Below are 26,166 nucleotides of genomic sequence, written 5' to 3'. Positions count from 1 at the left end.
TACAATAAAGAGTAGACCTAGTTATTGAGGAGGACTTGTTTTGAGTGAAAACCAGGACCATATTCAGTTAGTGGCAAAAGAAACCGGGATTGCCGTAAAGCCTATACAGCAAGTGATTCAATTATTAGCAGATGGGAACACGGTTCCGTTTATTGCCCGCTACCGAAAAGAGTTAACGGGAGGATTAGACGAAGTTCAGATAAAAACGATAGAAGATCAGTGGAACTATGTAGAGAACCTCTCCCAGCGAAAAGAAGAAGTAACCCGGCTGATAGATGAGCAGGGAAAATTAACAGAGGAACTAAAAGAAGAAATCGAAAACGCGGCTAAACTGCAGAAAGTGGAAGACCTATACCGGCCGTATAAGCAAAAGAGAAGAACCCGAGCTACGGCAGCCAAGGAAAAAGGACTCGAGCCTTTAGCTTTAAAAGTATGGGAGCAAAAGCCTTTTGACTATGAAGCAGAAGCGAAAGAGTTTTTCTCCGAAGAACACGAGTTACATACCGTTGAAGAGGTAACTGCCGGCGTGAACGATATTTTAGCCGAGTGGATTTCTGATGATCCTCAATATCGCGAGAATATAAGACAAAAGACTTTCCATTCAGGTACAATTGAAGCCAAAGAGAAGGATAAAGAAAAAGACGAAAAGTCGATTTTTGAAATGTACTATGAATATCAGGAACCGATTCGCTCCATTGTTTCTCACCGCATCCTGGCTTTAAACCGAGGGGAAAAGGAAGATGTGCTAAAAGTAACGATTAACCCGCCGCAGGACAGCATTATTGATTACTTGAAAAACAAAGTAATTAAGCCATCAGCGGATGCCAAGCTTCGTGAATTACTGGAGATGGCGATTGAAGACAGCTATAAACGTCTTATCCAGCCTTCAGTTGAAAGGGAAATTCGTAATTCGTTATCAGAAACAGCGGAAGAACAGGCGATCGAAGTATTTTCCAGCAACTTAAAGAGCCTGCTGCTTCAGCCGCCGTTAAAAGGCAAGGTTGTCCTGGGAGTCGATCCTGCCTACCGAACAGGATGTAAGCTCGCTGTCATTGATGAAACAGGAAAAGTACTCGATATTTCTGTTATTTACCCAACTCCTCCAAAGAATGATGTAAAAGGTGCCGAGAAAACGATTAAAGGCTATTTTGATAAATATCCGATAGAGCTGATTGCTGTCGGAAATGGAACAGCTTCAAGAGAAACCGAGCAGTTTATCGCCAATATGATTCAGTCATATGATTTTAAAGCAGCTTATATGATCGTTAACGAAGCGGGGGCAAGTGTATATTCAGCTTCCAAGCTCGCCCGTGAAGAGTTTCCGGAATTGAAGGTTGAAGAGCGAAGCGCCGTATCCATCGCCCGACGCGTCCAAGACCCGCTGGCAGAACTCGTGAAAATTGATCCGAAATCGATCGGTGTCGGGCAGTATCAGCACGACGTTACGCAGAAGAAGCTCAACGAATCCCTTACCTTTGTCGTAGAAACGGCCGTAAACCAGGTAGGAGTAAATGTGAACACGGCTTCGCCATCACTTCTTCAATATGTATCCGGCTTAAGTAAAGCCGTAGCGAATAACGTCATTAAGAAAAGAGAAGAAGTCGGTAAATTTACAAGCCGCAGGCAGCTTAAGGACATTCCGCGTCTCGGCGCCAAAACGTTTGAGCAGAGTATCGGTTTCCTTCGTGTATTAGAAGGAGAAGAGCCGTTGGATAAAACATCGATCCACCCGGAATCTTATAAAGCCGCTTACTCATTACTAAAAGAAATCAATGCTTCCCCAAGCGATTTAGGAAATCAAGAGGTCAGGGAAAAGCTGTCAGGACTCAATTTATCAGAGATGGCTGAAAAGCTTGGAACAGGAGAGCCTACCTTGAAGGATATTGTAAAGGCACTGGCCGAACCAGGCCGTGACCCAAGGGATGACCTGCCGAAGCCATTGTTAAAAACAAATGTATTATCGATGGAAGACTTAGAGCAGGGAATGGAATTAGAGGGGACCGTTCGAAATGTTGTCGATTTTGGAGTATTTGTGGATATCGGCGTAAAACAGGATGGGCTCGTTCACATTTCCAAGCTTTCCAATAAGTTCGTTAAGCACCCAATGGACGTCGTATCCGTCGGTGATGTCGTCACCGTATGGGTGGATAATGTAGACGCCCAAAAACAGCGGATCGCGCTGACTATGGTGAACAAATAATCATACCTGCCTGGGAGACACCACGTCTTCCGGGCTTTTTTATTTTAAACGACGTCGGTAAAAATACCAGCACTGATTTAACATTTTAATCTGATACTTATCCTTATTTAAAAATGCATTGGACATTTGCTTCTGTAACCAACGAGGCACAGAAATCTCCTCCCTTTGAAATTAGGAATCATCCCATTTATAATAAGTTATGCGTAAAAGAAGAAGGATGTGTCACCATGACGATGTCAGAAAAGCAGCTGCATGAATGGACAAACCAGATATCCCTCGATTTTTTTGGGAAGCCATTTATTGATCGTGTAACCATTAACCCCAGACTTCGCACAACAGGCGGACGGTATATTCCTTCTAAACGAGTTATCGAGCTCAACGGAAAATATTTAAAAGAGCTGGGCGAAGAGGAATTCCAGGGCATCATAAAGCATGAACTCTGTCATTATCATCTTCATATAGAAGGAAAAGGCTTTTCGCATGGGGATCAATCTTTTAAAGAACTGCTGAAAAAAACAGGGTCGCCGCGGTACTGTAAACCGCTGCCTTCTGATCTGGATAAAACACTCATATATAAATGCACAGACTGCGGACAAAGCTATAGAAGGAAGAGGAAGATCGATACGTCCCGCTATGTTTGCGGAAAATGTAGAGGAAAGTTAAAAAAACAGTAAAAATCCATTGACGAAATATGTAGTCCATGTTAAATTAAATAAGCCCTGAACAAAGGGGAGTGAAGAGCAGACAAGCTGCTTTAAATTACATAAAAAATAATATTGACACAAGCCTATAAATGTTATATTATATATAACGTCGCTGACATTGTCAGTTTGAAATTTATTCCACAGTAGCTCAGTGGTAGAGCAATCGGCTGTTAACCGATCGGTCGTAGGTTCAAATCCTACCTGTGGAGCCATTACGGAGAAGTACTCAAGTGGCTGAAGAGGCGCCCCTGCTAAGGGTGTAGGTCGCGCAAGCGGCGCGAGGGTTCAAATCCCTCCTTCTCCGCCATTTTTTATTGTTCTAAACGGCCCGTTGGTCAAGCGGTTAAGACACCGCCCTTTCACGGCGGTAACACGGGTTCGAATCCCGTACGGGTCACTTTCATACATACACTTCAGGTCCGGGTCCGGTAGTTCAGTTGGTTAGAATGCCTGCCTGTCACGCAGGAGGTCGCGGGTTCGAGTCCCGTCCGGACCGCCATTTAGTTGGGCCATAGCCAAGCGGTAAGGCAACGGTTTTTGGTACCGTCATGCGCTGGTTCGAATCCAGCTGGCCCAGCCATTTTGTGTGTGAAAAGGGTTGACAAACCTTTTGAGAAGTTATATGATATTCCTTGTGCTTCAAACAAAGCATAACTAAATATTCTCAAGCTGTTACGAAATTATTTCTTTTATTAAGAGCCATTAGCTCAGTTGGTAGAGCATCTGACTTTTAATCAGAGGGTCGGAGGTTCGAGCCCTCCATGGCTCACCATTTTCTTGCGGGTGTGGTGGAATTGGCAGACACGCTAGATTTAGGATCTAGTGCTTCACGGCGTGGGGGTTCAAGTCCCTCCACCCGCACTTAGTAATTAGCTTTTGCAAATTGCTTGATCAATTAGCGGTCGTGGCGGAATCGGCAGACGCGCTAGGTTGAGGGCCTAGTGGGGGCAACCCCGTGGAGGTTCAAGTCCTCTCGGCCGCACTAAGCTTTTTCAAAAAAAGTATTGCAATTCAAGCTGGAGCATGATATATTAGAATATGTCGCTTCAAAAGGCGCCCGTAGCTCAATTGGATAGAGCGTCTGACTACGGATCAGAAGGTTAGGGGTTCGACTCCTCTCGGGCGCGCCATTTACTTACGGGAAGTAGCTCAGCTTGGTAGAGCACTTGGTTTGGGACCAAGGGGTCGCAGGTTCGAATCCTGTCTTCCCGACCATGAGAGTTCTATCATAACGCTGGAAATCTACTTATCACTTAATTTAATATTGCGGGTGTAGTTTAGTGGTAAAACCTCAGCCTTCCAAGCTGATGATGAGGGTTCGATTCCCTTCACCCGCTCCATTATAAGCTGTTGAATGCCATTTGGGGCCTGTAGCTCAGCTGGTTAGAGCGCACGCCTGATAAGCGTGAGGTCGGTGGTTCGAGTCCACTCAGGCCCACCATTAAGCATTTTGATCTTTGAAAACTGAACGAACCAACCAGTACGTCAATTTATTCTTTCTATTATATAGAGAGAATTCAAACAAGCACATTCGGTGTGCAAATGAGCAAGTCAAACTACTTTTATGGAGAGTTTGATCCTGGCTCAGGACGAACGCTGGCGGCGTGCCTAATACATGCAAGTCGAGCGCAGGAAGCTAACTGATCCCCTTCGGGGGTGACGTTAGTGGAATGAGCGGCGGACGGGTGAGTAACACGTGGGCAACCTGCCTGTAAGACCGGAATAACCCCGGGAAACCGGGGCTAATGCCGGGTAATCTCCTCCCTCGCATGAGGGAAGAGTAAAAGATGGCTTTCTGAGCTATCGCTTACAGATGGGCCCGCGGCGCATTAGCTAGTTGGTGAGGTAACGGCTCACCAAGGCGACGATGCGTAGCCGACCTGAGAGGGTGATCGGCCACACTGGGACTGAGACACGGCCCAGACTCCTACGGGAGGCAGCAGTAGGGAATCTTCCGCAATGGACGAAAGTCTGACGGAGCAACGCCGCGTGAACGATGAAGGTCTTCGGATCGTAAAGTTCTGTTGCGAGGGAAGAACAAGTACCGTGCGAATAGAGCGGTACCTTGACGGTACCTCGCGAGAAAGCCCCGGCTAACTACGTGCCAGCAGCCGCGGTAATACGTAGGGGGCAAGCGTTGTCCGGAATTATTGGGCGTAAAGCGCGCGCAGGCGGTTCCTTAAGTCTGATGTGAAAGCCCACGGCTCAACCGTGGAGGGTCATTGGAAACTGGGGAACTTGAGGACAGAAGAGGAGAGTGGAATTCCACGTGTAGCGGTGAAATGCGTAGATATGTGGAGGAACACCAGTGGCGAAGGCGACTCTCTGGTCTGTTTCTGACGCTGAGGTGCGAAAGCGTGGGTAGCAAACAGGATTAGATACCCTGGTAGTCCACGCCGTAAACGATGAGTGCTAGGTGTTAGGGGGCTTCCACCCCTTAGTGCTGAAGTTAACGCATTAAGCACTCCGCCTGGGGAGTACGGCCGCAAGGCTGAAACTCAAAGGAATTGACGGGGGCCCGCACAAGCGGTGGAGCATGTGGTTTAATTCGAAGCAACGCGAAGAACCTTACCAGGTCTTGACATCCTTGGACCACCCTAGAGATAGGGTCTTCCCTTCGGGGACCAAGTGACAGGTGGTGCATGGTTGTCGTCAGCTCGTGTCGTGAGATGTTGGGTTAAGTCCCGCAACGAGCGCAACCCCTAATCTTAGTTGCCAGCATTGAGTTGGGCACTCTAAGGTGACTGCCGGTGACAAACCGGAGGAAGGCGGGGATGACGTCAAATCATCATGCCCCTTATGACCTGGGCTACACACGTGCTACAATGGATGGTACAAAGGGCAGCGAAGCCGCGAGGTGTAGCAAATCCCATAAAACCATTCTCAGTTCGGATTGCAGGCTGCAACTCGCCTGCATGAAGCCGGAATCGCTAGTAATCGCGGATCAGAATGCCGCGGTGAATACGTTCCCGGGCCTTGTACACACCGCCCGTCACACCACGAGAGTTGGCAACACCCGAAGTCGGTGAGGTAACCTTTATGGAGCCAGCCGCCGAAGGTGGGGCCAATGATTGGGGTGAAGTCGTAACAAGGTAGCCGTATCGGAAGGTGCGGCTGGATCACCTCCTTTCTAAGGATAAAAGGAACGGCTTTTTAGCCGTCTCCTTCGGAGGACGTACATGGTTGGTTGTTCAGTTTTGAGAGATCAAAGGATCTTCTCAATGTGAACCTTGAAAACTGGATAAGATTTGACAAGACATCAAACCAAAGTAAGAAACGTCTTTTCACGACGATTTAAAAGTTAAGTGAATAAGGGCGCACGGTGGATGCCTTGGCACTAGGAGCCGATGAAGGACGGGACTAACACCGAAATGCCTGGGGGAGCTGTAAGTAAGCTTTGATCCCAGGATCTCCGAATGGGGAAACCCGCTGTTCGTAATGGAACAGTATCCATAACTGAATACATAGGTTATGGAAGGCAGACCCGGGGAACTGAAACATCTCATTACCCGGAGGAAGAGAAAGCAAACGCGATTTCCCAAGTAGCGGCGAGCGAAACGGAATCAGCCCAAACCAGAAAGCTTGCTTTCTGGGGTTGTAGGACACTCCTTTGGAGTTACCAAGAGAGAGGATAGACGAAGTGATCTGGAAAGATCCGCCATAGAGGGTAACAGCCCTGTACTCGACATCCTTTCTCCTCCGGAGTGTATCCTGAGTACGGCGGAACACGAGGAATTCCGTCGGAATCCGGGAGGACCATCTCCCAAGGCTAAATACTCCCTAGTGACCGATAGCGAACCAGTACCGTGAGGGAAAGGTGAAAAGCACCCCGGAAGGGGAGTGAAAGAGAACCTGAAACCGTGTGCCTACAAGTAGTCGGAGCCCATTCATGGGTGACGGCGTGCCTTTTGTAGAATGAACCGGCGAGTTACGACCGTATGCAAGGTTAAGCTGATGAGAAGCGGAGCCGCAGCGAAAGCGAGTCTGAATAGGGCGATTTGAGTATGCGGTCGTAGACCCGAAACCGTGTGATCTACCCATGTCCAGGGTGAAGGTCAGGTAACACTGACTGGAGGCCCGAACCCACGCAAGTTGAAAATTGCGGGGATGAGGTGTGGGTAGGGGTGAAATGCCAATCGAACACGGAGATAGCTGGTTCTCTCCGAAATAGCTTTAGGGCTAGCCTCAGAATAGAAAGTCTTGGAGGTAGAGCACTGATTGGACGAGGGGCCCCTACCGGGTTACCGAATTCAGTCAAACTCCGAATGCCAATGACTTTGTTCTGGGAGTCAGACCATGGGTGATAAGGTTCATGGTCGAGAGGGGAACAGCCCAGACCGCCAGCTAAGGTCCCTAAGTGTGTGTTAAGTGGAAAAGGATGTGGAGTTGCTTAGACAACCAGGATGTTGGCTTAGAAGCAGCCATCATTGAAAGAGTGCGTAATAGCTCACTGGTCGAGTGACTCCGCGCCGAAAATATACCGGGGCTAAACACACCACCGAAGCTGCGGATTGATCCTGATGGATCAGTGGTAGGAGAGCGTTCTAAGGGCGGCGAAGTCAGACCGTAAGGACTGGTGGAGCGCTTAGAAGTGAGAATGCCGGTATGAGTAGCGAAAAAAGAGTGAGAATCTCTTTCACCGAAAGCCTAAGGTTTCCTGAGGAAGGCTCGTCCTCTCAGGGTTAGTCGGGACCTAAGCCGAGGCCGAAAGGCGTAGGCGATGGACAACAGGTGGATATTCCTGTACCGCCTCCTTTCCGTTTGAACGACGGGGGGACGCAGGAGGATAAGGAGTGCGCACGATTGGAAGAGTGCGTCCAAGCAGCAAGACGGTCGGATAGGCAAATCCGTCCGGCAACGTCAAGCTGTGATGGGGAGGGAAATAAAGTACCGAAGCTCCGGACTTCACACTGCCAAGAAAATCCTCTAGTGAGGAAAGAGGCGCCCGTACCGCAAACCAACACAGGTAGGCGAGGAGAGAATCCTAAGGTGAGCGGGAGAACTCTCGTTAAGGAACTCGGCAAAATGACCCCGTAACTTCGGGAGAAGGGGTGCTCCTCTGCCGAGGAGCCGCAGTGAAAAGGCCCAAGCGACTGTTTACCAAAAACACAGGTCTCTGCGAAGCCGTAAGGCGAAGTATAGGGGCTGACACCTGCCCGGTGCTGGAAGGTTAAGGGGATGCGTTAGCTTTTAGCGAAGCGTTGAACCGAAGCCCCAGTAAACGGCGGCCGTAACTATAACGGTCCTAAGGTAGCGAAATTCCTTGTCGGGTAAGTTCCGACCCGCACGAAAGGTGCAACGACTTGGGCACTGTCTCAACGAGAGACCCGGTGAAATTATACTATGCGTGAAGATGCGCATTACCCGCGACAGGACGGAAAGACCCCGTGGAGCTTTACTGTAGCCTGATATTGAATGTTGGTACAGCTTGTACAGGATAGGTGGGAGCCTGAGAAGCCGGAGCGCTAGCTTCGGTGGAGGCGCTGGTGGGATACCACCCTGGCTGTACGGCCATTCTAACCCAGGACAGTGATCCGGCCCGGAGACAGTGTCAGGCGGGCAGTTTGACTGGGGCGGTCGCCTCCCAAGGAGTCACGGAGGCGCCCAAAGGTTCCCTCGGCATGGGTGGAAATCATTCGCAGAGTGTACAGGCACAAGGGTGCGTGACTGCGAGACCTACCAGTAGAGCAGGGACGAAAGTCGGGCTTAGTGATCCGGCGGTACCGTATGGAAGGGCCGTCGCTCAACGGATAAAAGCTACCCCGGGGATAACAGGCTTATCTCCCCCAAGAGTCCACATCGACGGGGAGGTTTGGCACCTCGATGTCGGCTCATCGCATCCTGGGGCTGTAGTCGGTCCCAAGGGTTGGGCTGTTCGCCCATTAAAGCGGTACGCGAGCTGGGTTCAGAACGTCGTGAGACAGTTCGGTCCCTATCCGTCGTGGGCGTTGGAAATCTGAAAGGAGCTGTCCTTAGTACGAGAGGACCGGGATGGACACACCGCTGGTGTACCAGTTGTTCCGCCAGGAGCATCGCTGGGTAGCTACGTGTGGACGGGATAAGTGCTGAAAGCATCTAAGCATGAAGCCCCCCTTGAGATGAGATTTCCCCTAACAATAAGTTAGTAAGATTCCTCAGAGACGATGAGGTCGATAGGTCCGAGGTGGACGCGTGGTGACACGTGGAGCTGACGGATACTAATCAATCGATGATTTAACTTTAAAAGAAAAGCGAAAACGCCTAGGCGTTGCAGCTACAAATTATGACGGTTTGATTCCAATCAGTCTTATCCAGTTTTGAGGGTTTACCTCCATATAATAGATGAGGTGGCGATAGCGAAGAGGTCACACCTGTTCCCATGCCGAACACAGCAGTTAAGCTCTTCAGCGCCGATGGTAGTCGGGTATATCCCCGTGAGAGTAGGACGCTGCCTCGTCTTTTACAATTTAATTTTATGGGAACTAAATAGTAGTTTACCCACATTATCGCGGGGTAGAGCAGTTCGGTAGCTCGTCGGGCTCATAACCCGGAGGTCGCAGGTTCAAATCCTGCCCCCGCAACCAAATTATTTTTAACTGTGATTCAACTTGTATAGTTGAAAAATTTTTTTGTTTAAATAAAAAAATGGTCCGGTAGTTCAGTTGGTTAGAATGCCTGCCTGTCACGCAGGAGGTCGCGGGTTCGAGTCCCGTCCGGACCGCCATTTTCATTTAAATTTCCAGCCTTAGGGTTTTCCTAAGGCTTTTGTTATGCACAAATTTAATTTAAGGCCCGTCCTTGCTATAATGGAGAGAGTGAATGATGTTCACGGAGGGGGCCATAACCTATGGACGAGTTTTCTTTTATCGATTCAATTCAGCCTCGCACCTATCGCCAGTCTTCTTTGATTAAAGGGATCAGCGATGATGCGGCCGTTTTTCGACAGACGTCACAGGATATTGTTACAGCTGTTGATACAATGGTAGAGGATGTGCATTTTTCTAAAAAAACGATGGATCCTTACCACGTTGGATACCGCGCCCTGGCTGCTAATTTAAGTGATTTAGCGGCGATGGGCAGTACTCCGGCATATTACTTAGTTTCATTAGTTGTGCCTCCTCATTGGAGTGAAGAGGAATTGCAGGAGCTCTACCGGGGCATGATGAGTTTAGCTAATGAGTACCGGATGGATTTAATCGGCGGTGATACGGTGTCTGGCAAAGAGCTGTGTGTTTCTGTTACGGTGATTGGGTTTACGGCTAAAGGCAAAGCCCGATACCGAAGAGATGCGCGTGAAGGTGACATTGTGTTTGTTACAGGTACATTAGGTGACGCACGAGCAGGCCTTGAATGTCTATTAAAAGAGAAGCCCAGTGAGTATCTTATCAGGCGTCATCGCACCCCGGATCCAAGGATACGTTTTGCTAAAAGGCTGGAAGAATTGCCGCGGGTCAGCTTAAATGATGTCAGTGACGGAATCGCCAGTGAATCGAATGAAATTGCTGAAGAAGCCCGGGTGGATCTTCATCTTGATTTTGCCAAACTCCCATACGCTAAAGAAAGTCAGGAACTTTTCCCCTATCATTATGAAGATTGGATTTTGGCTGGAGGGGAAGACTTTGAACTATTAGGGACGGTATCAGAAAAGGATTGGTCCTTCGTTCAAAACGCAGCCGAAAAGGAAAACCTTAAAGTGACCCGGATAGGCTGGTGTGAGGCCGCTGCTCAATCTAACGGGCAAGTGTACTTATATAAAAATAATCAGCGCCGTCTTTTAGAAAAGTCGGGCTATACCCATTTGCAAGAGGATCGTGATTAATATGAAAAAGACGATAACGACACATACCGCTGAAGAGTCAATGGCGCTTGCGAAAAAGCTTGGCGGGCTGCTGACCCCAGGTGATGTTCTCACATTGGAAGGTCAGCTGGGCGCTGGAAAAACGACGTTTTCTAAAGGATTAGCGCAAGGGCTTGGGGTAACGCGTACTGTAAAAAGCCCAACTTTTACAATCATGAAAGCGTATAAGGGGCATATGCCTTTTTATCATATGGATGTTTACCGTTTAGAGGACAGCGATGAAGATCTCGGTTTCGAAGAGTATTTTCATGGCGAGGGTGTAACAGTCGTGGAGTGGCCGCAGTTTATCGAAGAGTACTTGCCAAAGGAACGGCTTGAGATTACGATCGAATACTTAGAAGAAGACTCGCGCAAGATTACCTTTGAAGCCCGCTCTCCACACTTTGAAAGGATATGTAAGGAGCTGGACGAATGAACGTGTTAGGGATAGATACGTCAAATGAAATATTAGGAATCGCGGTCGTGAAAGATGGTGTCGTAATTGGAGAACACGTCACTTTTGTGAAAAAGAACCATTCTGTCCGTCTGATGCCGGCGATCGATCAGCTCATGAAAGAGACACAGACAAAGCCTGAAGAGCTTGACCGCATTGCTGTGGCCAAAGGACCTGGTTCTTACACAGGCGTGCGGATCGGCCTGACAACGGCTAAGACGATGGCCTGGTCGCTGAACATTCCGGTTGTCGGAATATCAAGCTTAGAAGCATTAGCGAGCCAGGGGCGATTGTTTGATGGGTTGATCTGTCCGTTTTTCGATGCGCGAAGAGGCCTTGTATACACCGGGCTCTATGATCAAAAGCTGCAGCCGGTTAAAGAGGAAGCCAATGTGTTATTGACAGAGTGGCTTAAGACCCTTAAGGAATATCGTGAGCGAATTCTATTTCTTAGTCAGGACCTGTCTATCCACCGGGAAGTGATCACAGATGTCTTAGGAGATCAGGCGGTCTTTCCAGATGCGGCTTATCATTACGCAAGGCCAGCTTACCTGGCTCTGGCAGCTTCAGAAAAAGAAGCGGGCTCTGTTCATGAGCTTGTGCCTAACTACTTACGTCTGCCGGAAGCGGAGGCTAAGTGGCTGGCTCAGCAGGAGAAGCAGTGATGGCACATATTCGGAGAATGACAAGAAGTGATCTCGATCAAGTGCAGCGTGTCGAACAGGCCACTTTTTCAGTACCATGGTCTAAAGAAACTTTTTTAAACGAATTAGGAGATGCGAACCCTTACGCGCATTATTATGTCATTGAAGACGAAAACGGGGTTTTCGGCTACTGCGGGGTGTGGCTGATTATTGATGAGGCCCACGTCACCAACATCGCGATTCATCCTGATTATCGCGGCAAAGGCTACGGAGATCAGCTGTTTCGCCGTTCATTTGAAAGTGCGATTGAAATGGGAGCGATTCAACTGAGCTTAGAGGTGCGTGTCTCCAATACGGCTGCCCAGCATTTATATCGAAAATTCGGGCTCGTACCGGGCGGCATTCGGAAAAACTATTATACAGACAATGGGGAAGATGCATTAGTCATGTGGGTGGGATTAAAATGAAGGATCAATATATATTAGCGATTGAGACAAGCTGTGATGAAACAGCCGTCGCCATCGTCAAAAATGAACGAGAACTGATCACAAACGTTGTAGCTTCTCAAATTGAGAGTCACAAGCGCTTTGGCGGAGTGGTCCCTGAAGTTGCTTCCCGTCATCATATTGAGCAAATCACTTTAACACTCGAAGAAGCGCTTGAGCAGGCAGAGCTGACGATGGATGATATCGAAGCTATTGCAGTTACCGAAGGGCCTGGTCTCGTTGGAGCACTCCTCGTCGGTGTTAATGCGGCCAAAGCTTTGGCATTTGCGAAACAGAAGCCGCTTCTAGGCGTTCATCATATTGCCGGCCATATTTACGCCAACCGTTTGGAAAGGGAATTTGAGTTTCCACTGTTATCACTCGTCGTTTCCGGAGGCCATACAGAGCTTATTTTAATGAAGGATCACGGATCTTTTGAAGTGATTGGAGAAACTCGGGATGATGCAGCAGGAGAAGCGTATGATAAAGTGGCCCGTACGTTAAAACTTCCTTATCCAGGAGGGCCGCACATCGACAAGCTGGCACAGACAGGAGAAGCGACGATTGATTTTCCGCGGGCTTGGCTAGAGGAAGGTTCATATGATTTCAGCTTTAGTGGATTAAAATCAGCAGTTATCAACAAGCTGCACAATGCGAAACAGAAAAATGAAACGATACCTGTGGAAAACGTTGCCGCCAGTTTTCAAGAAAGTGTCATTGACGTGTTATCCACAAAGGCGTACAAAGCGGCTAAAGAGTATAACGTTAAACAGGTCATTGTAGCAGGCGGGGTAGCAGCCAACCGCGGCTTAAGGAAAGCGTTGGAAGAAAAGTTTGCAGGGGAAGAGATGGAGCTGTTAATTCCACCGCTTAACCTTTGTACCGATAACGCTGCGATGATTGCTGCGGCGGGCGCTGTAGCTTATCGTCAGGGCCATAGAGCCCGCTATGATTTAAATGCAAATCCAGGTCTTGACTTAGAATTGTACGGAGAAAGAAAGAATATTTAAAAGACTTCCTTTTACCAAGAAGGAAGTCTTTTTTTGTCGTAAAAGTTATACACAATTGAATATTTATGCAGTGGATAACATAAATAGACGAGCGGTTTTTCAAGCAAGAAAACGATACCAACATTTTGTGGATAAGTTAATGTTGACCTGTGGATAATGTGTATAAGGTTGTTGAGAACCGATATATCAATTCACAGATGTTGAAAACACTGTGGATAATAAAATTCTGACAATACGAGTCTATGCAAACAAAAAAGCCGCCTAAGTAAGGGCGGCTAGTCGAGCGATTCCCATTCTTCCATGAGGGCTTCGATCTTTTCGTGGCTGCTGTGGTTTTCTTCGGTCAGTTCAAGCGATTTCTCATGATCCTGATACACTTCAGGCTCACAGAGCAGCTGTTCATTTTCTTCAATTTTTGCTTCAAGCTGTTCGATTTCTTTTTCAATCTCTTCCATCCGGCGTCTCCGCTTACGGTCTTCGCTCTTTTGTGCTTTATCTTGAGCGAAGCTGTTTTTCGTCTCAGGCTGTGCAGTCTTCGGCTCGTTCGCCAATTTGTCGGCGGATTCGAGTTCTTCCAGTTCCTGCTCTTCCTGCTTTTTCTGGACATAATAATCGTAATCCCCAAGGAAAACCCGTGTTTCAGAAGGCTGCATCTCGACAACCTGTGAAGCGATCTTGTTAATAAAATAACGGTCGTGCGAAACGAAAAGAATGGTCCCGGGGTAATCCACAAGTGCTGCTTCAAGCACTTCTTTACTGTCGAGATCCAAGTGGTTTGTCGGTTCATCGAGGATTAAAAAGTTCGATTGCTGCATCATCAGCTTAGCCAGCGACAGTCGTGCTTTCTCACCGCCGCTTAATGCGGAGACGGGTTTTAGGACATCTTCTCCTGAGAACAAAAAGTTACCGAGGATAGTGCGGATGTCCTTTTCATTTTTCAATGGATAGTCATCCCACAGCTCATTAAGCACGGTTTTCTTTGAGTGAAGCTTCGTCTGTTCCTGATCATAGTAGCCGATGTCCACATTCGTGCCAAGCTTAATGTCACCTTTGGCTGCTTTAAAATTGCCGATGATCGTTTTAAGAAGTGTCGTTTTTCCGACACCGTTAGGACCGACCAGGGCAAAAGAATCACCGCGGTTAATATCGAGCGAAAGATCCTCGAACAAAAATTTGGACGCGCCATCATAGCGAAATGCCAGGTCACGCAGCTTCAGTACATCATTTCCGCTCTTCTTCTCCACTTGAAAGCTGAACGTCGCAGATTTCTGATCGGACTTTGGCTTATCAATTTTATCCATTTTTTCAAGAAGCTTGCGCCGGCTTTGCGCTCGTTTACTCGTCGTCGCGCGGACGATGTTCTTTTGAATAAAATCTTCCATCCGCTTAATTTCGCCTTGCTGCTTTTCATATTTCTTCAGCTCAAGCTCATAATCGGCTTCTTTCTTTTTCAAATAATCGCTGTAGTTGCCGTGATATTTTTTTGAGCCCTGATAGGCGATTTCATATACGGTATTAACGATCTCATCTAAAAAGTAGCGGTCGTGCGAGACGATGACGACTGCTCCATCATAGCCTTGAAGGTAGCCTTCAAGCCAGGCAAGGGTATCAATATCTAAGTGGTTTGTCGGCTCATCAAGAATTAATACATCCGGCTTCGTTAATAGCAGTTTCCCTAACGCAAGACGAGTTTTCTGCCCGCCGCTTAAGGAAGAGATTGGTGTGCTCCAGTTAAAGTCACGGAAGTTCAGTCCATTCAGCACGGACTTAATCTCGGCTTCATACTGATAGCCGCCGGCTTCTTTAAAATAGTTCTGCTTCTGGTCATAGCTGCTTAACAGCTTCTGATAAGCGTCCTGGTTCTCAAGCAGATCCGGATCTGCCATATCGGCTTCCATAGAACGCAATTCCTGCTCAAGCTTTTTAAAATGGGAAAAAACCTTCTCCATCTCGCTCCAGATCGAATCGCTCGATTGCAGGCCGGTATTCTGCGCCAGGTAGCCAAGGGTTACTTCTTTTGGTTTGAAAATATCGCCGCTGTCATAGCTCATTTCCCCAGCCATCATTTTAAGCAGCGTACTCTTGCCGGCACCGTTACGGCCGACAATCGCGATACGGTCATTTTTCTGTACTTCTAATTTTATATTCTCTAAAATCAACTCAGCACCAAAACGCTTCGTTAATTGATTTAATTGCATGAGAATCATGTAGTTTCACCTCAGTCAAGATAAGTGTATCCTATGTAGGATCAGAGGATCAAGGACAGGTACTCGAGATTGTGAAACACTTAACGACTTCTATTTGATTTTTTGGTAAAATAAGAGTACTGTTTCAAGTAACAACATGCTAGCAAAAGGAGTCAGACGGATGGCAGATTTCACTCACTTTAATGAACAAGGACGAGCCCGCATGGTGGATATCTCCGCTAAGGGAGACACGGTGCGTACAGCGGTTGCACGCACGAGTGTCGAAGTGAATGGAGAGATTTATCATAAGATTACCCATGATGAAATGGAAAAAGGCGACGTACTCGCTGTCGCTCAGGTAGCGGGCATCATGGCTGCTAAGAAAACACCCGATTGGATCCCGATGTGCCATCCTTTATCACTAAAAGGCGTAGACATTACGTTTCAATGGGACGTAGACGCAGGCTATCGATTAATCATTTACGCTTCTGTTAAAACAAAAGGAAGCACAGGAGTTGAAATGGAAGCGTTAACGGCCGCATCCGCCACCGCCCTGACGGTTTACGACATGTGCAAAGCGGTCGATAAAGGGATGGTCATCGGTCCCACTTGCCTTGAGGAGAAAACAGGCGGGAAAAACGGGGATTACCGGAGAAGCGATCGGTAAAAGGAGGGTCCTTCAAGCAAATGGATATCGAAAATCAAAAAATACCACAAGCTACAGCAAAGCGTTTGCCGCTATATTACAGATTTATTAACAACCTGCACAGCCAGGGCAAGCTGCGCGTCTCCTCAAAAGAACTCAGCGAAGCTGTGAAAGTCGATTCCGCGACAATCCGCAGAGATTTCTCCTACTTCGGAGCCCTCGGAAAAAAAGGCTACGGCTACAACGTTGAACACCTGTTGTCCTTTTTTAGAAAAACACTGGATCAGGATGAAACGACCAACGTTGCCCTGATCGGTGTCGGAAACCTCGGAACCGCATTTTTAAACTATAACTTTACGAAAAACAATAATACGAAAATCAAAGTCGCCTTTGATGCTGATGAGAAGCGGGTCGGAGAAACGGTTGGCGGTGTGCCGATTAAGCACATCGACGAGCTCGAGGATTATATGGACAACATCTCGGTTGCCATCCTGACTGTTCCGGTATCAGCCGCACAGGGAATTGCTGACCGTCTCGTGGATGCTGGCATTTCCGGCGTTCTGAACTTTACGCCAGCAAGGATTACCGTACCAGCAAGCGTACGCGTCCATCACATCGATCTCGCGGTTGAACTGCAGGCGCTCGTCTATTTTCTAAAACACTACCCGCTAGATGGGGAATCAGAAGAGGATAACCAATAAGGTTATCCTCTTTTTTTTTCGTTAGGAGCTGGTACGTGCGGAGGAGGCGGTCATTTCGCACGTATTTTCCAATTTTTGCTATTTCATAAAAATGTAAATCCAGCCGTCTATAGCCGGAAAACGTTTTTAACTGTAAAATATAAGAAAAAAGGCAGGGAGGGACCCTGATGAAAGAGCATATCCACAGGTATTGCATGAAATTAAAAGGTACAACTCATGATTATAAGGAAGAATGGAGCGCTGACCGCTACCACGTCGGCGCAAAAATGTACGCCATGGTTGGCGGCGACTCAGAAAGGACACCGATCATTTCGTTAAAATGCGACCCCGAACGAGCCGAGGTGCTGCGCGATACATATGAAGGCATCATCCCCGGCTATTACATGAACAAAACGCACTGGAACTCGATCTACCTGGAGGCCGACCTCCCCGATGGCTTGTTGGAAGAACTGATTTCTCATTCGCACACGTTAGTTTTTAACAAGCTGACGAAGAAGCTGCAGAAACAGATCACTGAAGCGGACTAAAACAATTATGAATGGTTTATTTGCTAGGTTGGATTTCAAGGGAATACTTGTCTAATTCACTTTACACTTCCATTAAAAAGAAGGGAGAATAAAAATGATTACCAAGATGAAGGCTTTAATAGATAACCAGTATGGTAAACCACGCGGATTACTAGGAATGTATTTTGGCGAAAAAATGGTCAGGCAGCATAAACCAGAAACATTATGGACCATTGAATTACTAAGAAATATAGAAGATAAAAGTGTGTTAGAGCTGGGGTGCGGCGCGGGATATGCCATGAAGCATATATTAAGCCGAGATAATGTTAAGGAAGCGGTAGGAATTGATCTTTCCCCGGTTCTCATTCGGTCAGCTGCCATGAGAAATAAAAAAGCAGTCATTGAAGGAAGAGCTAAATTAGTTGAAGGAGATGTAAAACAACTCCCATTCCAAAGTGAACATTTTAATAAGGTGTTCAGCATTCATTCCATTTATTTCTGGGATCAGCTTCCTGATACAGTCTCTGAAATCCATCGGGTCCTTAAACCGGGAGGGTCTTTCATCATAACTCTTAGTGATGGAAAAGACGATGAAAAGTGGGAAGGAATAGAAAGTTTAATGAAAGACAAATTTATCCCTCTAGCAAGGGAACGGGGGTTTCACAATGTCGAGCTTGTAAGAGGTCCACATTCCAGGCATTATCATACGGCTGCTATCCTAGGAGAAAAGAGGCTTTAATAAGAATCAACCTTTTACCCATAAAGGAGGAACCTAATGAATATTGCGAATGAATAATTGAAAACCATTCAAAACAGGTTTCAAAGTGTAAAAGACGTTGGAGATCAGGCGATTCAACAGCTGGCTGAGGACGACATCTACTGGAGATTAAACGAAGAATCAAATAATATTACCATTATCATCAAACATCTAACCGGCAATATGGTTTCACGCTGGACAGACTTTTTAACGTCTGATGGAGAAAAAGACTACAGAAATCGGGATGAGGAATTTGAGGATACCATCACCTCTAAACAAGAAATGATGGAAGTGTGGGACAAAGGATGGACTGTACTTTTTGGTGCATAAGTTAACGAAAGAAGATCTGTTAAAAACCGTAATGATTCGCAGTGAAAAACATTCAGTCGTTGATGCCATCGAGAGACAGATGGCACATTATGCTTATCACGTATATGAAAGTTATCGATATGGGAGGAGCCCATTCTCAAGGAGGATCGGCTAAAGTAGCAAACAGTGTGACATCCAACAATGCTTGGCATTCAGGAATCATTAAAAGAAACGACAGGGATGGATTTAAAAGCGATGCTCGAAAGCTACGTATTCCGCGGCTAAATAACTTTGGCTCACAAAAAGAGGATTCATTTGAAGAAGTTTCAGCCACCGCCGAGCCGGAGCCTCAAGTTACCGATGATAAAAGTGAAGATTTTAGTGAGAAGAAAAACGAAGAGAGAGAATAGGAGCAAAAAAAGCATGCAGCCGTCCAACGGCCTGCATGCTTACTTTTTTAATGAGGAGGGAAGAAACCATCATTTCTAATCAGACCTTTTTTATAACAATAAACTGACGAAGAAGCTGCAAAAACAGATTGAAGAGCATAGAAGGACAAAAATCACTTGCGGGTTTACCCGGTAAGTGATTTTTTTCATGACAGTTGTTTTCTCGCGTATTTTTTCATTTTCGCTCGTATTTTTGACTGATCCTGAAACGAATCACAGGTTATAATCGTTATGTAATAAAGAATCCATTTTTTTCATAAAACATCATAGGTAGAGGAGCTGACTTTATTGGGAATCAGCCTGATTTTTTTCGCTATTATCATTTTCATTATTTTTATCATAATTGTCATGACCTTCCTTTTTCAACAAGAAGGAAAATCACCGTCCCCTTTTAACTTTTCAATGATTGTTTTCGCTGGGCTGACGTTACAGATTGGAGCTTATTCGCTTCTGCCAATAGAAGTCTCTGACGCTTTATTTTTTCCGGTGTGGGTCCTTCTTGGCGCAGCCGGGCTCTTAGCCGGTGCATTTGAATATAAAAGTAACACAGCTGCGGCTCTAGGGGTTACTGGTTTATCAATAATAAGTGTTTTTGTCAACGGAATTTCAAAGGTGTAAAAGGTGGTGTACCGCAATGAATAAAAAGCATCAGGCATATATGGGCTTAATCAGCAGCCTGGTTCTGTGCTTATTCGGTGTTTCTCAGTGGGCGGGAGAAACATCCTCAGCAGATTTCATCCCCATATTGTTTGCCGTCGGCGGCTTTTTTGGCATAATCGGAGCGGTGATTGAGCTAAAGAAGGAGAAGTCTAAATGAAAAAGCGCTGGAGAAGAAAGACAGTCGGTTCCATATCTTTGATTTTCTGCTGGAGCTGTTATTTTGGATCCCTGAACTCCTGATCTTTCCTTTTCGGATCGTCTTGTTTTTAGTAAGAGGGATCGGAAGGTTAGTAAAAGATATTTTTGACATTGTATAGGGGCCGTCAATATTTAAAAGGAGGGATGGAAGTGGATCATTTATCAGAGGCCGGGAAGAACGAATTCTTCAAAACCCGTTTGGAGCAGCTTTGGATTGACGGTTACATAACGGAAGATCAATACAACAAAATATTAACCGCGAATCGCTTATTCACTGTTGATCTTAAAAAAATAAAGGAAGAGAAAGAGAGTGCGGCGATGGTCGATCCCAACCCGGAAATAGAACCGCCGCAGGAGCAAACGGTTAAGGTGAAAAAAGAAAAGTCACCAGAAGAAATTCGTGAGCGGAACATTACGTGGTCTCTGATTCTCGGAGTGTCCCTTTTACTCATCACCGGGCTTATAGTTGCGACCAGCCAGTGGGAACAGATGGGGCCTGGAATGAAGGTGTTATCGATTGCCTTTGTGTCCCAGTTCTTCTTTGGCTTGAGTCATATAACGGGTAAGTTTCTTAAAATCACAAAAACGGCTTTTGCTTTCTTAACTCTTGGAAGCCTCCTTATTCCAATAGGCTTCCTTGCGATCGGCTATTTCGAACTGTTCGGCAATTTTCTTTCTTTATTTGGAGAAGGGCGGTATCTCTTAGGGCTAATGGGAACACTGCTTCCTTTACCGTTATACGTCCGCCACGCGTTCGTCCACAAGTCCCGTCTGTATGTATGGATTTCTCTCGTGTTTTTGTCACTTTCCGCAGGGTTTGCTCTAGGTGCTCTGCCGTTATCAGTCGACGCTTTTTATATGCTGCTCATGCTGTTTAATGCGGGGCTGCTCATTCTCTATGTCAGGTATAAAAAACAAGATAAGCTTAAGATTTTTATAAAAGAAGTTCCGCTGTACGCGCAGCTGAATCTTGTGCTTTCCACACTGCTGATGCTGTTCTTCTTTGAAAGTAAAGTATTCTACAGCTTTAACCTTTTATTGACGGCCAGCATCTATATGGCGATGGTCTTCGTCTACAGAACGAAAGAGTATCAATTCGTGTTTTCCGTGATGATCGTTTATGCCGTCTATCAGCTGGTTGAGAATTCGCCGCTGCAATCGGTCGATGCCACGGTCTATGCGCTGACTGGGCTTATTTATTTAGGTTTTGCCTATGCTTTTAAAAACTATGCCTTCGTAGATAAGGTATTCCGCTATACGAGCGGGAGTGTTTCGTTTTGTGCTTTTATCTATATCAGCTATGAAAGCATCTTGCTGAGAGGGGAAGTGGATTCATGGCTGCTGCTGGGAGGTTATGCCATCATAACTGTCAATTACCTGCTCCTTTCCAACTTGACGAAATACAAGGTCTTTCAATACATGACCCCAATATTTTTCTTTATCTCGCTTTGGCAGCTATGGGAATTAACTGAAACAGGGCCGCTGTTTTTCTTTATGTTTATCTCAGCAGCACTCATGCTTGTATACGCAGGATTATGGACAGAAAACCGCTGGTTAACAGCTGTTAAAGAGAGCGCGTTTTATGTTTCAGCTTTCGTGCTATTAGGCTCTCTTCTTTATGGATTAAATGAAATGTTGTACGGATACAGCTCGCTTATGTTTTTCGTGATTGCGATCCTTGCTTATCTTGTAAAAAGAAAAATCCAAATTCAGGACGTCAGAGAAACGGCTGTATGGATCCATCCAATCGCATTATTTCTGGCCGCGGCTTTTCTATATGAGCCGATTACAAATGTCGCTGCCTTTTACGAAGAAGGTTTAGCTCTCCCGTTTCATCTCGCTTTAACTGGTCTATTGCTGCTGGCTATTCATCTAGGCTGGAAAAAGCTTAAAGAGCAGAAGCTTTCGATGACCACTTTTTATACAGGACAGGGCTCATACCTGCTGGCAATGATTTTACTCATTAACAATCCACAGGTGAACGGTACCTTCATCAGACCGATGATTCTCCTGGTCGGCATCGGAGTATTGTACTGGCTTGTCCAGTTTATGGGGCAGTCGTTTTTATGGAGTTTAATCTCTATTGTGACATTAGCTTTTTATCTCTCGATGATAGATACGTTTTCCATCAACACATTTGAAGCGATTTTCATCTATATGGCATTTGCGCCGGTCGTTTTAGTAACAATAGGAGATGCCGGTCAGAGAAAATGGGCAGGAATTAGACCGTACTTTTATTGGCTGGGCCATGGCATTCAACCGCTGATTGTGGCGGTGTTCCTGCTTGATCAGATCAGTTCTGAAACGGTCAGTCCCGTCATTTTACTTGTGCCGATGGGGCTGTATGGTTACAGTACGCTCAAGGCAAACACTGAATGGAAAATTAAGGTGATGCTGTATGCAGCCTTGACAACACTGTTTATCTTCATTTTGACACTGCCTCGATTTTACGGACTGTGGCCGTCGGTGCCGACGGTGTACGTGTTCCTCGTTACAAGCTTAGTGATCGCTGGAATATGGGAAGCTGTGCCCCGCCTTTGGCAAAAGCGCATCGACTGGTACTTGGTGCCTTTTTCAATCCTAGGTTTATATTTAATCGCAAGCCGGGAAGGGGAGTGGCTGGCTTATGAGTGGATTCCTTCATTTGGCTATGTCATCCTGATCCTTTTCTTTTTACACAAGAGAGACTGGTCGATCGTCAGGTTTGCTCCATTATTTGTAACGCTTATGTTATGGGAGAAGGCGGGATCTGATTGGGACCGCTCCTTATATATTCTCGCACTTGCAGGATTCGCTCTCATATTGGCAGGAGCCGGCCGTTATTTCCATAAATATCTTGTCGGGCCAAAAAATAAGGCCGATGCCTATTCATGGATTGCGTTTATGTATGTCGTTTATTTGAATTATCTCACGACCTGGGATGACAGCGTCTGGCTGCGTATTACCCCAGTCGTTCTATTGAGCGCATGGTTCTTTATCAATGCTGATAAATGGGCTCAGAAGCTCGTTGATAAAGCTTTCCGTACAGCAGGAGCGTCCGGTCTTTATGCGGCTTACCTGATGCTGTTACACGACTATCGAGCCTACATTCCAGACTTGATCGAAGCAGAGCTTCAAGTTCTTCCAATTCTCGGCGTTCTTTTCCTCCTGAGAAAAATGGCCTGGAAGGACTTCACGTCTATTATGTATCACGTCCAGTTTGGAGCTTTATTGCTGATCGCGGCTTACCTTGTTGTTGATGCGATCCAGAGCCATACGATCTGGGATGCTTGGATCATCGGCGGGCTGTCTCTTATCTCAATGCTGGCAGGCATGCAGTTCCGCATCAAATCTTACTTTTTTGTCGGTATGGGCGTACTCGTCTTCAACGTTCTCTATCAATCTAGACCTTACTGGGGGAACGTGCCATGGTGGGTATACTTGCTGCTGGCAGGATTTCTTCTTATCGGAATCGCCAGTTACAATGAATGGCAGAAACAGCAGGCGAATTCGAGCAAGCCGGTGGAACGGAAGATCAAGCGGTTGTGGTTATCTTTTAAGAAATGGAATTAATAAAAAAAAGGTGCACTTCTCATCATTGGAAGTGAACCTTTTTGGCTATTATATTTCAATGTTATAAATTTTAATATATCACAGGGCTGACAAACCAAAGCCTTATACGAGGCATCGAGAGTGTCGAACGTCTGATGAAGGTATTTTATTGAAACGTCCTTCAGAACTAATCGTAAATATAATTAGGAAATTATTTCTACGGAGGGGTCATGTGCTACATATAACCGTGACAGATAATAATGAGAATGTCATCTTGAAATGGCAATTTAGCAAAATTAAGATTCCTAAAAATGATGTTATGGAAGTGGTCAGTGACGATACATATGCTGGCGAAGATAAAAAAGCGGTGAGAATCGGATATCCATCGGGTTCAACAGACAGAGTTGTGATTAGAACGAAGAAAGACAATTATATTTTATTTACAAGCCAAATTTCTATTAAAGAAAAGATAGAGTCGATGATCAAGCATAAATAAGGAGCGTTAGGGATGGAAAAGTATTTTTATGAAGCTTTCGAGGGTCTATCAAGATTAGGACCTGGAAGTGAACATTCAACAAAAAAGCGATTCGTTTAGTAAATATACCAAGAGATAAAGAAATGAAAATTCTGGATATTGGCTGTGGAACGGGGCAGCATACCTTACTTTTAGCGGATCAGTTTCCAAATGCCCGCATTACGGCTATAGATAACAACGATTCATATTTGAGAAAACTTAAAGAACGGCTGCAGGTGAAAGGGTTAGAAAAAAGAGTAGACGTCCTAAATCTATCAATGTTTGAAATGGATTTTCCAAAAGGAACATTCGATATGATTTGGGCAGAAGGATCCATCTATATTGCGGGGTTTCAAAAGGGTTTGCAAGATTGGCGGAAGTTTTTGAAAAAAGATGGTTATCTCGTATGCAGTGAAATTTCCTGGCTGCATTCCCATCCTTCTGAAGAAAGCAGGCAATTCTGGAATCAAAGCTATTCTGATATGAATACCATCCCTGATAAAATAAAGCAGATTGAGGACAATCATTATGTATATATGTCTTCGTTCGTACTGCCCAAAGAAGATTGGACCGAAGAATATTATGCTCCTCTCGCTGCAAATCTTAAGCATATGAGAGAAAAATATGCAGGTAATGAAGAAGCACTGGAAGCTGTAGAAATGATTCAGCAGGAGATCAACCTGTATCACGAACAGTCAAGTGACTACAGCTATGTTTTCTACTGCAAACAGAGAAAGGATTAGATGATGAAGAAAAAAACTATCATTTTAACATTGCTGGCGGTAATTTTTCTTAGCGGCTGTCAATCAATGAACCAGGCAGACAGCCAGACAAAAGAGGATGTATTCGAGTATGAAGATTCTTTAATTGGCGACAACAGTGCAATTATTAATATTATCGGCCAATTGGAGCACAGTGAAGAATTCAAGGAAGTCACTTTGCAGTCAAAAGAAGTTCCTTATGGAATGACCCTTACATATGAAGGCATAGAACAAACCGAGATCGAAAAGGAATACCGGGAGACGGCAATCTATAATGCTACATTCCTATTTGTCTTGGTTGAAAATGCAGAGTGGGCGGCTTTCCAGTTTGACGATCAGGAATATAAACTGACAAAAGAACAGTTGAGTAAATGGTATGACACTGACTTAAGCGGTTTATCGAATGAACAAGAGGTAAAAGACCTTATTCAAGAAGCGATGTCTGAAGAAAGTAAAGTGGAGGTGCTTTTCTAAGAGGAAGGAGTTTAGAAAGTGGGAATCCGCTCACTTTTAAGCGCCCCCGCATGGGAGGTTGGCACACGACGTGCCGAACTTAATCGAACTTTTTTAGATCCTAGCGAAAATCACGCTGCGGGGTCACGGTCGCTCGGGGTTTCATAGTTATTAGTAGAGAACCTTATAAGAAAAGGAGGGGATGATTAATATATTAAGGAAAATAGAAGGGTGAGGGAGAGCAGGAAGTGAATAGAAAACAATGGATTGGTTTAGGGATATTAATCACATTAACAGCCATTGTAGTATTCGGCCCATACAGCGTGGTCCGGGAATTTAATGAAAAAGGGGCGGTTAAGGAGTTTATTGGGACAGATAACACATTTCAGGGACTTAAGATAACAAAAATAGACTATCGAGGTTCAGATACATATTTTATTCAAACCGAAGAGGAAGGAAACCGGAAAAACTTCATCCTTATGAGGCACTATACTTCGGTGATGAACGGGCAATGGAAAGTGTTTGAGCAGACAGGGGAAGAAGGCCATTATTAAGTAAGAAAAACGGCAGCCTATATGACTGCCGTTTTCTTATTTCTGTGACTGAATAATTTCGTCGATAATCCCATATTCCTTCGCTTCTTCTGCACTCAAGAAATAGTCGCGGTCCGTATCTACAGCTACTTTTTCAATGGGCTGCCCGGTACGATCGGCTATCAACTGATTCAATTGCTCTCGCAGCTTCAAAATCCTTCTTGCCGAAATTTCAATATCTGCTGCCTGGCCGCGCACACCGCCAAGCGGCTGATGGAGCATAATTTCGCTATTAGGCAGCGCAAAGCGCTTTCCTTTTGTACCAGCGAGTAAGAGCATAGCGCCAAATGAAGCGGCCATCCCTGTGCAGATCGTGCGGATATCCGGCTTTATATATTGCATCGTATCTAGGATAGCGAATCCTGCGGATGTTGAGCCGCCCGGGCTGTTGATATAAAGAGATACATCCTTATCTGAATCATCAGCAGCCAGAAAAAGCAGCTGGGCAACGATGCTGTTTGCCATGTGATCGTTGATTTCATCACTGACCATGATAATTCGATCTTTCAATAATCTTGAGTATATATCGTACGAACGCTCGCCGTGCTTCGATTGTTCAATTACATATGGAATAGCAGACATGTTTTTT

22 protein-coding genes, 14 tRNA genes, 3 rRNA genes and 1 pseudogene are annotated in these 26,166 nt (G+C 45.8%); 37 read left to right on the top strand and 3 right to left on the bottom strand.

Translation table 11 applies throughout. The annotated features are described in order from the left end of the window. The first annotated feature begins 40 nt into the window (after positions 1 to 40). Entirely contained in the window at positions 41 to 2,200 is a 2,160-nt protein-coding gene (locus tag HUS26_RS14185; protein WP_173917753.1) for a Tex family protein, read from the top strand. A 39-nt stretch (positions 2,201 to 2,239) separates the two neighbouring features. Here the strand turns inward: HUS26_RS14185 and cmpA are convergent, their stop codons facing one another. Further along, the gene (cmpA, locus tag HUS26_RS14180; RefSeq protein ID WP_173917752.1) at positions 2,240 to 2,350 is read right to left on the bottom strand and encodes a cortex morphogenetic protein CmpA; all 111 of its coding nucleotides are present in this window, start codon (positions 2,348 to 2,350) and stop codon (positions 2,240 to 2,242) included. 77 nt (positions 2,351 to 2,427) lie between these two features. Here cmpA and HUS26_RS14175 point away from each other — a divergent pair, with 77 nt between their 5' ends. From HUS26_RS14175 to tsaD, 23 genes are all read left to right on the top strand, one after another. Then, positions 2,428 to 2,874: a SprT family protein gene (locus HUS26_RS14175; RefSeq protein ID WP_173917751.1), complete on the top strand. Its 447-nt coding sequence runs from the start codon at positions 2,428 to 2,430 to the stop codon at positions 2,872 to 2,874. Between the two features lie 167 nt (positions 2,875 to 3,041). Beyond that, a tRNA-Asn gene (locus HUS26_RS14170) sits at positions 3,042 to 3,116 on the top strand. A 4-nt stretch (positions 3,117 to 3,120) separates the two neighbouring features. Beyond that, a tRNA-Ser gene (locus HUS26_RS14165) sits at positions 3,121 to 3,211 on the top strand. 18 nt (positions 3,212 to 3,229) lie between these two features. After that, positions 3,230 to 3,301, top strand: a tRNA-Glu gene (locus HUS26_RS14160). A 25-nt stretch (positions 3,302 to 3,326) separates the two neighbouring features. Then, positions 3,327 to 3,403 (top strand) — tRNA-Asp (locus HUS26_RS14155). A gap of 6 nt (positions 3,404 to 3,409) precedes the next feature. Beyond that, positions 3,410 to 3,484, top strand: a tRNA-Gln gene (locus tag HUS26_RS14150). Between the two features lie 116 nt (positions 3,485 to 3,600). Beyond that, positions 3,601 to 3,676: transfer RNA gene (locus tag HUS26_RS14145), tRNA-Lys, on the top strand. 7 nt (positions 3,677 to 3,683) lie between these two features. Continuing rightward, positions 3,684 to 3,765 (top strand) — tRNA-Leu (locus HUS26_RS14140). Between the two features lie 37 nt (positions 3,766 to 3,802). Next, positions 3,803 to 3,886, top strand: a tRNA-Leu gene (locus HUS26_RS14135). 71 nt (positions 3,887 to 3,957) lie between these two features. Then, positions 3,958 to 4,034: transfer RNA gene (locus HUS26_RS14130), tRNA-Arg, on the top strand. 8 nt (positions 4,035 to 4,042) lie between these two features. Beyond that, a tRNA-Pro gene (locus tag HUS26_RS14125) sits at positions 4,043 to 4,119 on the top strand. Between the two features lie 51 nt (positions 4,120 to 4,170). Continuing rightward, a tRNA-Gly gene (locus tag HUS26_RS14120) sits at positions 4,171 to 4,244 on the top strand. Positions 4,245 to 4,268: 24 nt separating this feature from the next. Beyond that, a tRNA-Ile gene (locus HUS26_RS14115) sits at positions 4,269 to 4,345 on the top strand. Between the two features lie 120 nt (positions 4,346 to 4,465). Beyond that, positions 4,466 to 6,034, top strand: a 16S ribosomal RNA gene (locus tag HUS26_RS14110). 169 nt (positions 6,035 to 6,203) lie between these two features. Continuing rightward, positions 6,204 to 9,125: ribosomal RNA gene (locus tag HUS26_RS14105) — 23S ribosomal RNA — on the top strand. A 101-nt stretch (positions 9,126 to 9,226) separates the two neighbouring features. After that, positions 9,227 to 9,340 (top strand): 5S ribosomal RNA (gene rrf / locus HUS26_RS14100). Together the 16S, 23S and 5S rRNA genes with 14 tRNA genes alongside form the textbook arrangement of a ribosomal RNA operon. Positions 9,341 to 9,390: 50 nt before the next feature. Further along, positions 9,391 to 9,467, top strand: a tRNA-Met gene (locus tag HUS26_RS14095). A gap of 63 nt (positions 9,468 to 9,530) precedes the next feature. Next, positions 9,531 to 9,607 (top strand) — tRNA-Asp (locus HUS26_RS14090). 123 nt (positions 9,608 to 9,730) lie between these two features. Next, positions 9,731 to 10,702 carry a thiamine-phosphate kinase gene (gene thiL, locus HUS26_RS14085; RefSeq protein ID WP_173917750.1) on the top strand — a complete coding sequence of 324 codons (972 nt, stop codon included), beginning with the start codon at positions 9,731 to 9,733 and terminating at the stop codon, positions 10,700 to 10,702. Position 10,703: 1 nt separating this feature from the next. Further along, the gene (gene tsaE, locus HUS26_RS14080) at positions 10,704 to 11,156 is read left to right on the top strand and encodes a tRNA (adenosine(37)-N6)-threonylcarbamoyltransferase complex ATPase subunit type 1 TsaE (protein ID WP_173917749.1); all 453 of its coding nucleotides are present in this window, start codon (positions 10,704 to 10,706) and stop codon (positions 11,154 to 11,156) included. Next, positions 11,153 to 11,839: a tRNA (adenosine(37)-N6)-threonylcarbamoyltransferase complex dimerization subunit type 1 TsaB gene (gene tsaB, locus HUS26_RS14075; RefSeq protein WP_173917748.1), complete on the top strand. Its 687-nt coding sequence runs from the start codon at positions 11,153 to 11,155 to the stop codon at positions 11,837 to 11,839. The genes tsaE and tsaB overlap by 4 nt, the downstream gene beginning before the upstream one ends. After that, positions 11,839 to 12,285 (top strand): ribosomal protein S18-alanine N-acetyltransferase, encoded by a 447-nt coding sequence (gene rimI, locus HUS26_RS14070; RefSeq protein ID WP_173917747.1) that lies wholly within the window; start codon positions 11,839 to 11,841, stop codon positions 12,283 to 12,285. The genes tsaB and rimI overlap by 1 nt, the downstream gene beginning before the upstream one ends. Beyond that, positions 12,282 to 13,313: a tRNA (adenosine(37)-N6)-threonylcarbamoyltransferase complex transferase subunit TsaD gene (gene tsaD, locus HUS26_RS14065; RefSeq protein ID WP_173917746.1), complete on the top strand. Its 1,032-nt coding sequence runs from the start codon at positions 12,282 to 12,284 to the stop codon at positions 13,311 to 13,313. Before rimI ends, tsaD begins: the two co-directional genes overlap by 4 nt. Before the next feature lie 275 nt (positions 13,314 to 13,588). Here tsaD and HUS26_RS14060 read toward each other — a convergent pair whose 3' ends face one another. Next, positions 13,589 to 15,520 (bottom strand): ABC-F family ATP-binding cassette domain-containing protein, encoded by a 1,932-nt coding sequence (locus tag HUS26_RS14060; RefSeq protein ID WP_173917745.1) that lies wholly within the window; start codon positions 15,518 to 15,520, stop codon positions 13,589 to 13,591. A 160-nt stretch (positions 15,521 to 15,680) separates the two neighbouring features. Between HUS26_RS14060 and moaC the strand changes: the two genes are divergently transcribed. The 13 genes and pseudogenes from moaC to HUS26_RS13995 all read left to right on the top strand — a co-directional run bounded on the left by moaC (position 15,681) and on the right by HUS26_RS13995 (position 25,538). Further along, positions 15,681 to 16,166 (top strand): cyclic pyranopterin monophosphate synthase MoaC, encoded by a 486-nt coding sequence (gene moaC, locus HUS26_RS14055; protein ID WP_173917744.1) that lies wholly within the window; start codon positions 15,681 to 15,683, stop codon positions 16,164 to 16,166. A gap of 20 nt (positions 16,167 to 16,186) precedes the next feature. Further along, positions 16,187 to 16,846: a redox-sensing transcriptional repressor Rex gene (locus HUS26_RS14050; RefSeq protein ID WP_173917743.1), complete on the top strand. Its 660-nt coding sequence runs from the start codon at positions 16,187 to 16,189 to the stop codon at positions 16,844 to 16,846. 167 nt (positions 16,847 to 17,013) lie between these two features. Then, positions 17,014 to 17,373: an MmcQ/YjbR family DNA-binding protein gene (locus HUS26_RS14045; RefSeq protein WP_371809592.1), complete on the top strand. Its 360-nt coding sequence runs from the start codon at positions 17,014 to 17,016 to the stop codon at positions 17,371 to 17,373. A 94-nt stretch (positions 17,374 to 17,467) separates the two neighbouring features. Further along, positions 17,468 to 18,091 (top strand): class I SAM-dependent methyltransferase, encoded by a 624-nt coding sequence (locus HUS26_RS14040; RefSeq protein WP_173917742.1) that lies wholly within the window; start codon positions 17,468 to 17,470, stop codon positions 18,089 to 18,091. 57 nt (positions 18,092 to 18,148) lie between these two features. Continuing rightward, positions 18,149 to 18,593: pseudogene (locus HUS26_RS14035) on the top strand (DUF1572 family protein). Continuing rightward, positions 18,529 to 18,828, top strand: a complete 300-nt coding sequence (locus HUS26_RS20285; RefSeq protein WP_254434315.1) for a hypothetical protein — start codon at positions 18,529 to 18,531, stop codon at positions 18,826 to 18,828. Before HUS26_RS14035 ends, HUS26_RS20285 begins: the two are co-directional and overlap by 65 nt. A 327-nt stretch (positions 18,829 to 19,155) precedes the next feature. After that, positions 19,156 to 19,485: a hypothetical protein gene (locus HUS26_RS14025; RefSeq protein WP_173917741.1), complete on the top strand. Its 330-nt coding sequence runs from the start codon at positions 19,156 to 19,158 to the stop codon at positions 19,483 to 19,485. A 16-nt stretch (positions 19,486 to 19,501) separates the two neighbouring features. After that, positions 19,502 to 19,684, top strand: coding sequence for a hypothetical protein (locus HUS26_RS14020; RefSeq protein ID WP_173917740.1), 183 nt, complete (start codon positions 19,502 to 19,504; stop codon positions 19,682 to 19,684). 185 nt (positions 19,685 to 19,869) lie between these two features. Further along, complete coding sequence (locus tag HUS26_RS14015; protein WP_173917739.1) at positions 19,870 to 23,277, top strand: hypothetical protein; 3,408 nt, start codon at positions 19,870 to 19,872, stop codon at positions 23,275 to 23,277. 211 nt (positions 23,278 to 23,488) lie between these two features. After that, complete coding sequence (locus HUS26_RS14010) at positions 23,489 to 23,752, top strand: hypothetical protein (protein WP_173917738.1); 264 nt, start codon at positions 23,489 to 23,491, stop codon at positions 23,750 to 23,752. Positions 23,753 to 23,841: 89 nt separating this feature from the next. Next, positions 23,842 to 24,513, top strand: a complete 672-nt coding sequence (locus HUS26_RS14005) for a class I SAM-dependent methyltransferase (RefSeq protein WP_256371080.1) — start codon at positions 23,842 to 23,844, stop codon at positions 24,511 to 24,513. A gap of 3 nt (positions 24,514 to 24,516) precedes the next feature. Continuing rightward, a complete protein-coding gene (locus HUS26_RS14000; RefSeq protein WP_173917737.1) occupies positions 24,517 to 25,005 on the top strand; it encodes a DUF4825 domain-containing protein in 489 nt (162 codons plus the stop codon). A 227-nt stretch (positions 25,006 to 25,232) separates the two neighbouring features. Next, positions 25,233 to 25,538, top strand: coding sequence for a hypothetical protein (locus tag HUS26_RS13995; RefSeq protein WP_173917736.1), 306 nt, complete (start codon positions 25,233 to 25,235; stop codon positions 25,536 to 25,538). 36 nt (positions 25,539 to 25,574) lie between these two features. Here HUS26_RS13995 and clpP read toward each other — a convergent pair whose 3' ends face one another. Beyond that, positions 25,575 to 26,159, bottom strand: coding sequence for an ATP-dependent Clp endopeptidase proteolytic subunit ClpP (clpP, locus tag HUS26_RS13990; protein WP_173917735.1), 585 nt, complete (start codon positions 26,157 to 26,159; stop codon positions 25,575 to 25,577). Between the last annotated feature and the right edge of the window lie 7 nt (positions 26,160 to 26,166).

The organism is Halobacillus sp. Marseille-Q1614, from assembly GCF_902809865.1.
Lineage (GTDB): Bacteria > Bacillota > Bacilli > Bacillales > Halobacillaceae > Halobacillus_A.
The sequence above is the reverse complement of the archived record's forward strand: the minus strand, read 5'-3'. Positions and strand labels throughout refer to the sequence as shown.